Annotated in this window: 11 protein-coding genes; 7 read left to right on the top strand and 4 right to left on the bottom strand. The window is 57.6% G+C overall.

Going from position 1 to position 13354, the window contains the following annotated elements:
- Positions 1 to 4 precede the first annotated feature (4 nt).
- Positions 5 to 1054, bottom strand: coding sequence for a porphobilinogen synthase (gene hemB / locus HH1059_RS12380; protein ID WP_096410250.1), 1050 nt, complete (start codon positions 1052 to 1054; stop codon positions 5 to 7).
- A gap of 153 nt (positions 1055 to 1207) precedes the next feature.
- On the opposite strand from hemB, the gene HH1059_RS12375 reads away from it, so the two are divergent.
- On the top strand, positions 1208 to 1453 hold the full coding sequence (locus HH1059_RS12375; RefSeq protein ID WP_096406549.1) for a hypothetical protein: 246 nt from the start codon (positions 1208 to 1210) through the stop codon (positions 1451 to 1453).
- A 185-nt stretch (positions 1454 to 1638) separates the two neighbouring features.
- Here HH1059_RS12375 and HH1059_RS12370 read toward each other — a convergent pair whose 3' ends face one another.
- The 3 genes from HH1059_RS12370 to HH1059_RS12360 form a co-directional block, all read right to left on the bottom strand.
- Positions 1639 to 2529, bottom strand: a complete 891-nt coding sequence (locus HH1059_RS12370; protein ID WP_096406546.1) for a phosphoribulokinase — start codon at positions 2527 to 2529, stop codon at positions 1639 to 1641.
- 107 nt (positions 2530 to 2636) lie between these two features.
- Entirely contained in the window at positions 2637 to 3314 is a 678-nt protein-coding gene (gene rpe, locus HH1059_RS12365; RefSeq protein WP_096406544.1) for a ribulose-phosphate 3-epimerase, read from the bottom strand.
- Positions 3315 to 3423: 109 nt separating this feature from the next.
- The gene (locus HH1059_RS12360) at positions 3424 to 4389 is read right to left on the bottom strand and encodes a LysR family transcriptional regulator (RefSeq protein ID WP_096406541.1); all 966 of its coding nucleotides are present in this window, start codon (positions 4387 to 4389) and stop codon (positions 3424 to 3426) included.
- Between the two features lie 209 nt (positions 4390 to 4598).
- On the opposite strand from HH1059_RS12360, the gene HH1059_RS12355 reads away from it, so the two are divergent.
- From HH1059_RS12355 to HH1059_RS12330, 6 genes are all read left to right on the top strand, one after another.
- Positions 4599 to 6020: a form I ribulose bisphosphate carboxylase large subunit gene (locus HH1059_RS12355; RefSeq protein ID WP_096406537.1), complete on the top strand. Its 1422-nt coding sequence runs from the start codon at positions 4599 to 4601 to the stop codon at positions 6018 to 6020.
- Positions 6021 to 6148: 128 nt separating this feature from the next.
- Positions 6149 to 6505 (top strand): ribulose bisphosphate carboxylase small subunit, encoded by a 357-nt coding sequence (locus HH1059_RS12350; RefSeq protein WP_096406534.1) that lies wholly within the window; start codon positions 6149 to 6151, stop codon positions 6503 to 6505.
- Between the two features lie 236 nt (positions 6506 to 6741).
- Complete coding sequence (locus HH1059_RS12345; RefSeq protein WP_096406532.1) at positions 6742 to 7548, top strand: CbbQ/NirQ/NorQ/GpvN family protein; 807 nt, start codon at positions 6742 to 6744, stop codon at positions 7546 to 7548.
- A gap of 46 nt (positions 7549 to 7594) precedes the next feature.
- Positions 7595 to 9946 (top strand): nitric oxide reductase activation protein NorD, encoded by a 2352-nt coding sequence (locus HH1059_RS12340; protein ID WP_096406529.1) that lies wholly within the window; start codon positions 7595 to 7597, stop codon positions 9944 to 9946.
- Positions 9947 to 10088: 142 nt separating this feature from the next.
- Positions 10089 to 12092: a transketolase gene (tkt, locus tag HH1059_RS12335; protein ID WP_096406526.1), complete on the top strand. Its 2004-nt coding sequence runs from the start codon at positions 10089 to 10091 to the stop codon at positions 12090 to 12092.
- An 87-nt stretch (positions 12093 to 12179) separates the two neighbouring features.
- Positions 12180 to 13346 (top strand): phosphoglycerate kinase, encoded by a 1167-nt coding sequence (locus HH1059_RS12330; RefSeq protein WP_207148163.1) that lies wholly within the window; start codon positions 12180 to 12182, stop codon positions 13344 to 13346.
- The last annotated feature ends 8 nt before the right edge of the window (positions 13347 to 13354 follow it).

The following is a 13354-nucleotide window of genomic DNA, read 5'->3' as shown; positions in this document are numbered from 1 at the left end:
CGCCTCAATCCTCTTCCTGAAGCCAGTCGGCTGCGGCCCGGGCGTGGTAGGTGAGGATTGCATCCGCCCCGGCTCGGCGCAGAGAAGTCAAAGCTTCAAGCACGCATTTGCGTTCATCAAGCCAGCCCCGCTCCCCGGCGGCCTTGAGCATGGAGTATTCACCACTTACCTGATAAGCGAAAGTGGGCACGCCGAGTTCCTGTTTGATGCGGCGGATTATGTCCAGGTACGGCAACCCAGGCTTGACCATAAACATGTCGGCCCCCTCCTGGATATCTAGAGCCGCTTCATGGATGGCCTCGTCGCTGTTTGCGGGATCCATCTGATAGCTATCCTTACCAGGACCGGAAGGGCCGGAGTCAAGGTTACCGGCCGAGCCAACGGCGTCGCGGAATGGTCCGTAATAATGGGAAGCATACTTGGCTGTGTAGGAGAGGATGCGCACGTTACGATAGTTGTGCGCTTCGAGCGCATTGCGGATTGCGCCCACACGCCCGTCCATCATGTCGGATGGTGCCACCACGTCGGCGCCTGCCTCGGCGTGAGAGAGTGCTTGGCGTACCAGCACCTCGACTGTCTCGTCATTGAGGACATAGCCGGTTTCGTCGATAAGCCCGTCCTGGCCGTGGCTGGTGAAGGGGTCGAGGGCGACATCGGTGATAACGCCGAGCTCGGGGATGGCGTCCTTGATTGCACGCACAGCTCTTTGGGCTATGCCAGTTGGATTATAAGCCTCTCGTGCATCGGCGGATTTGGCATCTGCGGGTGTAACCGGGAAAATTGCCACTGCCGGAATGCCGAGCTGATGAATGGTCTGCGCCTCGGCTATCAGCAGGTCAATGGAGAGTCGTTGGATTCCTGGCATAGATGGGACTGGCTCGCTGCGCCCCTCACCATCGAGGACGAATAGCGGCTGGATGAGATCATCTGCAGTGACTTTGGTCTCCCGCATTAGCCTCCGGGAGAATTCGTTACGCCGCATTCGGCGAGGGCGCCGGGCAGGGTATCCGCCTATGCTGTAGGGAATATTAGTGCGTGTCACGACTACCTCCATTTGCGCTACCAGGGGTTTGCAGGTGATTATGCCCACTTGTGCCTTTTTGCCCAAGAGGTAAGTTGACATGGGAACCTGAACCGCGATTTTATTGTCGCACACGTTGTGGTGAACACCCCTACTGTGAAATCTTATGGAGAAAGGAGAGAAGCGATGCGTAAGAGTGTAGTTTGGCTTGGAGCAGCAGCTCTGTCTGTTGGCCTGTTGCTAGCCGGTTGCCCGGGAGAGAATGACTTCGAAGAGATGGAAGAGATGGAGGGCTTTGAGCAGCAGGATCCGGCAGCTGATGATCAATTCGACGACGGCTTTGATGACGATTTCGATGATGATTTTGACGACGACTTCGACGACGACTTCGACGAAGGTGACATGGAAGGTGATTTAGAGGGCTTTGAGTGACCAGCCGAGGCCTAAGGGCGCAGCATAAAAGCCCTTAAGAGGCCTCCTTTAAGCCGCGCTGCCCCGTTGTGAAGGAAGTCGAAGGTAATCCCCATAGGACTAGGGGCGCCATCCGTGGCGCCAGGCCTTCGAAACGGGGCATCCGCGTGTCTCTCTCATGTGGTTGGGCTCACTCACCAAGTTAGTTAGCTCCGCCCCCCGCCTAGCTCCCGACTCTTCTCAATCAGGTCGTGAATAATTGGCGTGAGGATGAGTTCCATCGCGAAGCCGGTCTTGCCGCCGGGCACAACTATACTATTGCGCCGCGACATGAACGAGTTGGGAATCATGCTCAGCAAGTATGGGAAGTCGATACTAAAGCGCTCCGGGTTACGGAATCTAATAACCGTGAATGACTCATCCAGCGTGGGTATGTCGCGGGCAATAAACGGGTTGGAGGTATCCACGGTCGGTACCCGTTGGAAGTTTATGTCGGTGCGCGAAAACTGCGGGGTTATGTAGTTAACATAATCTGGCATGCGTCGAAGTATGGTATCGACGATGGTCTCTGCGGTGTAGCCGCGTTCGGCGGCATCGCGGTGGATCTTTTGAATCCACTCTAGGTTGACAATCGGCGTAACCCCCACCAACAAATCGACGTGCTGTGCGACGTTATGTTCCTCCGTAACTACACCGCCGTGCAGCCCTTCGTAAAAGAGCAGATCAGAGCCGTGACCGGCCTCCTCCCAGTCGGTGAATTCCCCTGGCTTGAGTCCATAGGGCTCGGCCTCCTCGTCATTGTGCAAATAGCGGCGGCGATCACATATGCCCTTCTCACCATATTTGCGGAACGAAGCCTCGAGCTCGCCGAAGAGGTTGGCCTCAGGGCTGAAGTGACTGAGGTTGCGGCCCTCGGCTACGGCCTTGGCCAGCTCTTCGCGCATCTGCTGGCGGTTGTAGCGGTGAAAGGCATCACCTTCGATTATCGCTGGATCAACCTTTTCACGACGGAAGATGTGCTCGAAAGCGACCTTTACTGTGCTGGTTCCGGCGCCGGATGATCCGGTTACGGCGATTATTGGGTGTTTCGCTGACATAGTTCACCTCATAGATTGTGTTGATTTTGAGTTGTTCGGTTATAGTTTTTGTCCATCGGCTTTAGGGCCCAAACGCAGCCGGTGAAGATACTTTGGCGTTAGTGAAACTATTTACTTTGAGCCGCCACAATCTCTTCACGCATCTTCTTTATAGCCGCGCCGTAGTCGTCTGCCCCGAAAATCGCCGACCCGGCGACGAAGGTATCGGCTCCCGCTGCAGCAATCTCACCAATGTTCTCAGCCTTGACTCCACCGTCTATTTCAAGACGGATATCACTGTTGAGTTCATCGATTATCTGGCGCGCTTGGCGTAATTTGTCCAGCGCGGAGGGTATGAATTTCTGCGCTGGGAATCCGGGGTTAACCGACATCAGCAGGACCATGTCTACTTTGTCAGCAACGTGACGCAGGCAGTCGAGCGGCGTTGCCGGGTTAAAGACCAAGCCAGCTTTGGCACCATGTTCGCGGATTAGGCTCAGGGTCCTGTCAATGTGCTCGCTAGCCTCAGGGTGAAAGGTGATCCAGTCAGCACCGGCAGCCGCAAAATCGGGAATGATCCGGTCTACTGGTTTAACCATCAGGTGGACGTCGATCGGCGCTTTTATGCCGTAATCGCGCAGTGCCTGACACACCAAGGGGCCAATTGTCAGATTGGGCACGTAGTGGTTGTCCATCACATCAAAGTGGATAATGTCCGCTCCCGCATTGACTACGTCCTCTACCTCTTGGCCGAGGCGAGCAAAGTCAGCGGATAATATCGATGGCGCTATAAGGGGGTTGTGCATAGATTAGTTCCTCCATTCCCGATGCCTCCTCCGCAGCCGAACTGAAAGCTACGACTGCAGAGGAGCTGCGGAAAATTAAAGATTCATGATTGTTTTGATAAATATCTTGTCAGCCGCCCGTTGCCGCTAGTCCTGGGCTCTGCTGCGGGGGTTCTACAGCTGCATTATTTTGCGGCGGCCGCCAGTGCTGATGCGCCTCTTCGATTATAAAGCGGCGGAATGCATCGGCAGCTGGAGATAGACGTTTGCCGGCGCGATGTACCAGGTACCAGTGGCGCTCCAAGGGGAAGCCCTCTACGTTGAGGATGCTCAAGCGTCCTAGTTCGAGTTCCAAGGCGACTGTATGGATGGAGACTACCCCCAATCCCAGACCAGCCTGGACAGACTGCTTGATGGCCTCATTGGAGCTCATCTGGAGTCCGCCGCGCAGCGTAAGACCACGCTGCTCAAGGAATCTTTCTACCGTATTGCGCGTCCCTGAGCCTGTTTCACGGAGCACAAAGATTTCATCTTGTAGCCGTTCTAAGGGTATCTGCTCGCCGCTGGCAAGTGGGTGATCAGGTGAGGCTATTACCACAAGGGGGTTGGGCATAAACGGTTCGGCCACAACGTCGAGACCCTCCGGCGGTTTGCCCATGACCGCCAGATCCATTTCATTGTCTTGGATGCGACGAATTACCCCCTCACGGTTGGTTACCTCAAGTTGGAAGGTAATCCCAGGTTGGCGTCTGGTGAAGGTCGCTAAGAGATCAGTAGCAAAGTAATTCGCGGTAGATGCGACAGTGAGCCGCAAGCGTCCGCTGTTGAGTCCGCGTAAGGCCTCTAAGCCATCACTGAGCTCAATCAGTTCGGTGGCTATACGTTGGGCATAGCGCCGGACCTCATTGCCCGCCTCAGTCAAGTAGATGCGTTTTCCGATCTGCTCAAACAGGGGCAACCCAATCTGCTGCTCAAGTTGCTTGATCTGCATAGAAACAGCAGGCTGGGTCAGGTAGAGCTCTTCCGCGGCGCGGGTGAAGCTCAGGTGTCGAGCTACAGACTCAAACACTTTAAGTTGACGTAAAGTTATGTTCATCCTCCTGCCTCCTCCTCGGCCAAGCCATAAATGCAATCTTATGGTGCATGCAAAAACTATTTGTTTTTCTTTTGTGTTTCTAAGGCTATGCTTTTATAGTAGATCACGCAAGGGGTGATTTGTTCGAGTTGAGAGTGGGGATGCGCTTTCCTCACACACGATAAATAGACTGCATTTGATCTTAATGTAGCAACTCTGAGGAGCAAACAATGGCGAGCAGAACATACACTGCGGGCGTAAAGACCTATCGCGACGAGTACTGGGAGCCAGACTACCAGATCAAAAACAGCGATCTGCAGGCGGTTTTCAAGATAGTGCCGCAGCCGGGAGTGGATCGTGAAGAGGCTGCCGCGGCTGTTGCAGCAGAGTCGTCGACAGCAACCTGGACGTACGTTTGGACCGACTTGATGACTGACATCCAGTACTACAAGGGTCGGGCGTACAAGATCGAGGACGTGCCGGGTGACGACGAGGCCTTTTATGCCTTCATCGCCTATCCGATCGACTTGTTTGAGGAAGGCTCTATCGTCAACGTCTTCACCTCGCTCGTCGGTAACGTCTTCGGCTTTAAGGCCGTACGCATGCTGCGCCTCGAGGACGTCCACTTCCCCTTGGCCTTCGTTATGACCTGCCAAGGCCCGCCGCACGGCATCAAGTCAGAGCGCGACAAGCTCAACAAGTACGGTCGGCCGCTGCTCGGCGGTACGCTCAAGCCGAAGCTCGGCCTGTCGCCGAAAAACTACGGCCGCGCCTGTTATGAGGCGCTGCGCGGCGGCCTCGATTTCACCAAGGACGATGAGAACGTCAACTCGCAGCCCTTCCTGCGCTGGCGTGAGCGTTTCGATTACATCATGGAGGCGATTGAGAAGGCCGAGGCCGAAACCGGCGAGCGCAAGGGCCACTATCTCAACGTTACGGCGCCGACCCCGGAAGAGATGTATAAGCGTGCTGAGTACGCTAAGGAGATCGGTGCGCCGATCATCATGCACGACTACATCACAGCCGGATTCTGTGCCCACCAGGGGCTCTCCCACTGGTGCCGCGACAACGGCATGCTGCTGCACATACACCGCGCCATGCACGCCGTTCTCGACCGCAACCCCAAGCACGGCATCCACTTCCGTGTGCTGACCAAGATCCTGCGCCTGATGGGCGGTGATCAGCTGCACACCGGCACAGTGGTCGGCAAGCTCGAGGGTGACCGCGCGGCAACCCTGGGCTGGGTAGACCTGCTCCGTGAGCGTTACATCGAGGAAGACCGCTCCCGCGGCCTGTTCTTCGATCAGGATTTCGGTGCCATGCCAGGGGCCTTTGCGGTTGCCTCCGGCGGTATCCACGTATGGCACATGCCGGCGCTGTTGTCGATCTTCGGCGACGACGCGGTCTTCCAGTTTGGCGGCGGTACGCTCGGCCACCCCTGGGGTAACGCGGCCGGTGCCTGCGCTAACCGCGTAGCCTTAGAGGCCTGCTTGAAGGCGCGTAACGAGGGCCGAGTGCTCGAAAAGGAAGGTAAGGAGATCCTGACCGAAGCAGCTCAGAAGAGCCCCGAACTTAAGGCGGCAATGGAGACTTGGAAGGAGGTCACCTTCGAGTTCGATACCGTCGATAAGCTGGATACTGCGCACCGCTAACTAGGGCTGGTCTAAAAGGGGTGTGGCGGGCGCAATCTACACGTTTCGCTCCCATGCCCTGCAGCAAGACTGCCAAGTTCAGCGGATGGGCCATTAGCCGAATTGAGTGAATTTTGAGGAGATAAACCATGAGCGAGATTCAAGACTATAAGTCGAAGCTCTCTGACCCAAGTAGCCGCAAATTCGAGACCTTCTCCTACTTGCCAGAGTTTTCCGAGGAAGAAATCCGCAATCAGGTTAAGTACATCATTGATCAAGGCTGGCAGCCGGCCATAGAGCATACCGAGCCGGAAAATGCCATGGATCAGTTCTGGTACATGTGGAAGCTGCCGATGTTCGGCGAGACGGATGTGGAAGCGGTGCTCGCTGAGGCTAAAAAGTGCCATGAGGAGCACCCGGAGCATCACGTGAAGCTGATTGGCTACGACTGGAAACGTCAAACCCAAGGCCTGGCGATGGTGATTTACCGCGGGCCGCAAGACTGAGGGAGTTCCTGAAGTCGGGCTGTTTTGAGCCAAGTAACCCCGCCAGGGGTGGGTGACGTAGGCCCATCATGTAGATCGGAGTCGTGGCGCCAGACTTGGTGCCACGACCTCCACGGCGGGGATGCTTTACGGCATACCGACCCATTTGGATGCACTCTGCTGTAATCCCGGGCAGATGTTGGCGCGCATCATGCCCCGGGGGGCTGACTATAGATTGCAGGATCGGAGGGGTGGCGATGAGTGAACAAGATATTGAGCAGTACCGGGTACACGAAGCCCCTTATTACCGTCCGGTTGGCGATGAGTTAGAACTCTACCGGGCAGCCTATGACGCGCGCATGCCGGTGATGCTTAAAGGCCCAACCGGGTGCGGTAAATCCCGGTTCGTCGAGTATATGGCCTATGAGTTGGGGCGACCGCTAATTACCGTCGCCTGCAATGAGGATATGACCGCTGCCGATCTGATCGGGCGCTACCTGCTCGATGCTGATGGGACGCGCTGGCAGGATGGGCCGCTTACTACTGCAGCCCGGATTGGGGCTATCTGCTATCTCGATGAGGTGGTTGAGGCGCGGCAGGATACTACCGTGGTAATCCACCCGCTAACCGACCATCGGCGGACCCTGCCGCTGGAGAAAAAGGGCGAATTGGTGCATGCCCATCAAGATTTTCATTTGGTGATCTCATACAATCCCGGCTACCAGTCGCTGCTGAAAGATCTCAAGCAGTCGACCAAACAGCGTTTCGGGGCTCTCGATTTCAGTTATCCAGAAGCTGCAGTTGAGGCTGAGGTGGTTGCCCACGAAGGCGGGGTTGATGCCCAAACTGCCGATAAACTGGTGCAGATTGCCCATCGTGCCCGCAACCTTAAAGGACATGGGCTAGATGAAGGGATCTCTACGCGGCTGTTGGTCTATGCGGCGAGCCTGATTGCTAAGGGTATAGCGCCGGCAGCGGCTTGCACCATGACTCTGGTGCGCCCACTTACCGATGATCCAGATATGCGCGAAACCCTTGATCAGGCGGTTGCTACCTACTTTTGATTAGGGTTTTGAGTGGCGCGTCCTGGAACCGTCGGGAGGATCTGCGATGACGGTAAAGCTTGACGATTATCGCGCGACCCTGGAGGCGTGCGACCCGCACATCGGCGATGTCCTGGATAGCAATTTCGCTGAGGCTGCGCGCCTAATGTCGCCTTTGGGTCAGCATAATTACCTGGAGGGGGCGCGAGCGCTGGCCGAGCTTGGGCGCGGCAGCGATGTGGTTCGGACTTGGCTGGAAGCAATGCCGGAGGTGGTCAAGGAGGTTGGCGAGGACATACTGATGCCGGTCCAGACCGCCGCCTTGCGTTTGGCGTCAATGGTAAGCGGTCAGGTCATCGCGCTAATGCTGGCGGGCATGCCGACCGCAGCCCGGCGACTGGGTGATCCACAGCTGGTAGAGCAGTATATTAACCTCATCCACCAATTATCGGGTAAGGCGCCGCGGGGCCTGCGGCCGATGCTGGAGAACCTTGATGAGCTCTTCTCCAAGCTGACCCTGGGCGGTTTGCGGCGCTGGGCGCTGTGGGGGGCGCAGGCGCATGCCAGTGATTTTGGGCAGCAGCGCGCCTACTTTGCGCTCGAGTCGGCGGACAGTCAGGCCATGCTGCAGCAAGAACGGCGCGGCACCCTGTTTATAGATAATCAACGCAAGCTCAATTTCTATCTGCGGGCGCTGTGGGGGCGGGATTTCTTCATGCGCCCGACCTCGGGCGATTTCGAGACCCGCGAGGGCTACCGTCCATTTATCGAGCAGCGGGTAATCCACCTGCCCGACGCCTACGACGACTTTTACGGCTTGCCCGGCAAGGACCTCTATCGGGCTAGTGCCGCGCACGCCGCTGCGCATCTTATCTATACCGCCGAGCCGCTGAGTCCGCAGGGGCTAAGTGCCGCCCAGCAGGCGATGATCGGGGTCCTGGAGGATGCCCGGGTGGAGCGCTTGGCGCTAGAGCGTTTTCCCGGCCTGCAACAATTGTGGCAGAGCTGTCATACCAGTCGCGAGCAACAGCGCCGGCAAGATGAATTGGCCGTCCATCCCTATGTCCTATGGCTGGAGCGCATTGCCCACGCCTTGATCGCCCCGGAAAGCGCGGCGGACAACCCATGGGTGCGTTGGGTCGGCGAGCGCTTTGAAGGCTACTTCGCCAAGCAGCCTGAAGAGCAGGCCTGGGTCCGCGAGTTGGGGTTGGCGCTGCATGCGCGTTGGCAGGCGGAACACGAGGTGCCCAGTGCGCGCGCTTTGGAAGCCTACGGGGTGCCCCATCACGATGATAATCGCTACCTCTTTGCCGAAGACCGCGACGCTTGGTTGGAGGCCGAGTATGTTCCGGCTAGTCAGCGCCAAGTTCGTAAGTATGTCAGCCTCATGGAGTTTGTTAACGAGGTGGACTGTGAACTAGCCGGTGATGATGCCCAGGAGATCTGGGTTTTGCCTACCGAGCTATTTCCCTATGAGGATAATGGGGTCAGCTACAATGAGATGGAGGGGGTAGAGCCGGTAAGCCCGCCTTTCCACTACTCTGAGTGGGACTATCAAATCCAGCTCCATCGCCCGGATTGGACAGCCGTGGTCGAGCGTCGCCCAAAACGTGGCGATCCCGAAACGGTTGACGGGGTGCTTAGCGAGTACCGTCCGGTGGCCAGCCGGCTGCGCTACTTGATTGATGCCATGCAGCCGCAAGGGCTTATTCGCCAGCGCCGGCAGGAAGATGGTGATGAAATAGATATAGATGCGGCGGTTAGATCAATGGTCGATCTGCGCTTGGGAATGAGTCCGGACCCGCGCATCAATACCCGCTATATTCGTAAAACCCGTGATTTGGCGGTGTTGCTGCTGCTCGATTTATCAGAGTCGACCAATGAGCAGGTCAACGGCAGTGATAAGAGCATAGTGCAGCTGACTCGCGAGGCGACGACCTTGCTCGGTTGGGCTATAGACGGTATCGGTGATCCGTTTGCGGTTCACGGCTTCTGCTCCGATGGCCGTCACGATATCCAGTATTTCCGTTTTAAGGACTTTGCCCAGCCCTGGGATGACGACGTCAAGGCGCGCCTAGCCGGGATGGAAGGACGCTACTCTACGCGAATGGGTGCGGCAATGCGCCACGCCGGAACCCACTTGGTTCGTGCCCCGCAAAGCCGCAAGCTGCTGCTAATCGTCACCGACGGTGAGCCGCACGATGTTGATGTGCGCGACCCGCAGTATCTGCGTCACGATGCCAAAAAGGCTGTCGAAGACTTAGCAGTCCGTGGCGTTAGCAGCTACTGCTTGACCTTGGATAGAGAGGCTGATGACTACGTCGCAAGGATCTTTGGTGCCAACAGCTACTCCGTAGTCGATCAAGTAGAGCGGCTACCGGAGCGATTACCGGGGGTTTTTGCGCAGCTTACTAAGTAGTAGTTTATCCTAACTATCAAAACGATTTGCTTTTGCTTATCTATTGTCAGCCGTAGAGTTGCCACAGAACACGACAATAAAAGGCGGCTTCTCTAGCATCACGTGAGCCGAACAACTAAATTTTGAGAGAGGGAGGTAGAACATGGCGTCGACCGAGCACAACCGGCGGGAACTGGCTAACGGAATTCGCGCACTATCCATGGATGCGGTGCAACGTGCCAACTCCGGGCACCCGGGGGCCCCGATGGGCATGGCCGATATCGCTGAGGTGCTGTGGCGCGATTTTCTGCGCCATAACCCGCAGCAGCCGGACTGGATCGACCGCGACCGGTTCGTGCTCTCCAATGGCCACGGTTCGATGCTGCTCTACTCACTGCTTCACTTGAGCGGCTACGACCTCTCTGTCGATGATCTGAAAAACTTCCGCCAGCTCCACTCCAGGACCCCGGGGCATCCGGAGTACGGCTACACCTCGGGGGTGGAGACGACCACCGGGCCGCTGGGCCAGGGCTTGACCAACGCCGTAGGCATGGCTTTAGCAGAGAAGATGTTGGCGGGCAAGTTCAACCGTCCCGGCCATGACGTTATCGACCACTACACCTACGTCTTCGCTGGTGATGGCTGCCTTATGGAGGGGGTCTCGCATGAGGCTTGTTCACTAGCCGGGACCCTCGGCCTAGGTAAGCTGATCACCTTCTACGATAACAACAGCATCTCTATCGACGGTGATGTCAGTGGCTGGTACACCGAGGATGTCAATAAGCGCTTTGAGGCCTACGGCTGGCAGGTTATCGGGCCGATCGACGGGCACGACCCTGCCGCCATCAAAGCGGCCATCGAGCAGGCGCGCGCCGATACCAGCCGGCCGAGCCTGATTAACTGCCGGACGGTGATCGGCTGGGGGTCGCCAAAGATGGCCGGCACCAGTGCCGTCCATGGGGCGCCGCTAGGTGATGATGAGATCGCCGCGACGCGCGAAGAGTTGGGCTGGCAGTATGGGCCGTTTGAGATCCCCGCAGAGCACTATCAGGCGTGGGATGCGAGGCAGTCCGGGGAGCGCTTGGTTCAGGAGTGGCAGCAGGCCTTTGCGGCTTATCGCGAGGCGTACCCAGAGCTGGCCGCGGAGCTGGAGCGGCGCATGCGCGGCGAGCTGCCGGCGAACTGGCAGCAAGTGGTAGATGAAGCCCTGGATAAGTTTGGTAAAGCCAAGAAGGATGCGACGCGCAAGAGCTCCCAAGCGGTGCTTGATCATATTGGGCCGCAGCTGCCGGAGCTGTTGGGTGGTTCGGCCGATTTGACTGGCTCGAACAATACTTGGTGGAGCGGTTGTCAGCAGGTTAGTGCCGATTCGCCTGATGGCAATTACATTTTTTACGGCGTTCGTGAGTTTGCGATGACCGCAATCATGAATGGCGTAGCCCTGCACGGCGGGTGGATTCCTTATGGCGGGACCTTCCTGATCTTTTCCGATTATGCCCGCAACGCTGTGCGCATGGCGGCATTGATGAAACAGCGCACGATTCTGGTCTACACCCACGATTCCATCGGCCTCGGCGAGGATGGGCCGACCCACCAGCCTATCGAGCAGCTTAACTCGCTGCGTATGATCCCGAACCTTGAAGTATGGCGGCCTTGCGATGCGCAGGAGACGGCGGGCGCTTGGGCTGCGGCTATCGAGCGCCGCTCGGGTCCGACGGCGATGGCGCTCTCCCGTCAGGGCATGGAGCCGCAAGCGCGCAGTGCTGATCAGGTCAAGGCTATTGCCCGTGGTGGCTATGTCTTAAGTGACGCCTCTAGTGCCCCGGAGTTGGTGTTACTCGCAACCGGCTCCGAGGTGGAACTAGCGCAAGCTGCGGCAGAGCAGCTTAAGGCCGCGGGAAGGAGTGTGCGGGTGGTCTCAATGCCATGTGTTGAGCGCTTCCAGGCCCAGGATTCTGCGTATCGTAGCGAAGTCCTGCCCGCCGGCGTGCCGCGCTTATCGATTGAGGCCGGCTCGACAGGGCTGTGGCAAGGCTTGGTAGGCGACAATGGTGCGGCTATGGGCATTGATGGGTTTGGCGAGTCGGCGCCGGGGCCGCAGCTTTACGAATACTTCGGCCTGACGGTTGATAATGTCGTCGCTACTGCGCAGCGCCTACTCGCTTGATTAGGTATTAGTTATCGCGGTGGTGGCGGTGCTGCGACCCGTTCAACTGAATATTGAGAGAAGGAGTGAGTCGTGAAAGCTAAACGCATGAGCGATCTCGATCTGCAGGGTAAGCGCGTGCTTATCCGGGAAGACTTGAATGTGCCTATCAAAGGCGGTGAGGTGAGCGACGACACCCGTATTCGGGCAGCGGCTGAGAGTATCAAACAAGCCATGGATGGTGGTGCCAGAGTCCTGGTGATGTCGCACCTGGGTCGCCCGCAAGAGGGTCAATACGACCCCGAGGCCTCTATGGCCCCGGTAGCCAAACGTCTCGGCGAAGTGCTCGGATGTGAGGTTCCCGTCGAGGCTAACTGGCTCGACGGTGTCGATGTCCCCGTCGGGGGGGTGGTGCTGTGTGAGAACGTGCGTTTTAACGCCGGGGAGACCAAGGATGATGAGGCCCTGGCCAAACGCATGGCAGCGCTTTGTGACGTCTTTGTCATGGACGCCTTTGGCACTGCGCACCGCGCTCAAGCGTCAACCCACGGTGTCGCGCGCTTTGCCCCTGAGGCGTGTGCCGGGCCGCTGCTTACGGCCGAGCTGGAGGCCCTCGATAAGGCATTGGATAACCCCAATCGGCCGATGGTGGCTATTGTTGGTGGCTCCAAGGTCTCGGGCAAGGTCCAGGTTTTAGAAGCTCTTACCGAGAAGGTCGATCAGCTGATTGTGGGTGGCGGTATTGCCAACACCTTCATTGCCGCCGCCGGCTACAGTGTTGGCAAGTCGCTCTACGAGAAGGACTATGTCGACACGGCTAAACGGCTTATGGATGAGGCACTGGCAAAGGGCGGCGAGATTCCGGTGCCAGAGGATGTTATCACTGCCAAAGAGTTTTCAGCCGAAGCTGCGGCAGAAGTCAGGGCGGTGGATGCCGTTCCCGATGATGAGATGATCCTCGACGTCGGGCCACAAACCCAGTCACGTTACGACGGTATGCTGCGCAATGCCGGGACCATTGTTTGGAACGGACCGGTTGGGGTCTTCGAAATGGAGCAATTCGCTGGCGGTACGCGTGCCCTCGCTGCCGCGATCGGTGCGAGTAACGGCTTTTCGATAGCTGGTGGTGGTGACACCTTGGCGGCTGTCGAACAGTTCGGAGTAACTGAAAATATCTCGTATATCTCTACCGGTGGTGGTGCCTTCCTCGAGTTGCTGGAAGGGCGTGAGCTGCCTGGAGTCGCGGTGCTTGAGCAGCGGGCGCGAGAGGGCTGAACATGGCG

This window comes from Halorhodospira halochloris (assembly GCF_002356555.2).
Classification (GTDB): Bacteria; Pseudomonadota; Gammaproteobacteria; order Nitrococcales; family Halorhodospiraceae; genus Halorhodospira; species Halorhodospira halochloris.
The sequence above is the reverse complement of the archived record's forward strand: the minus strand, read 5'-3'. Positions and strand labels throughout refer to the sequence as shown.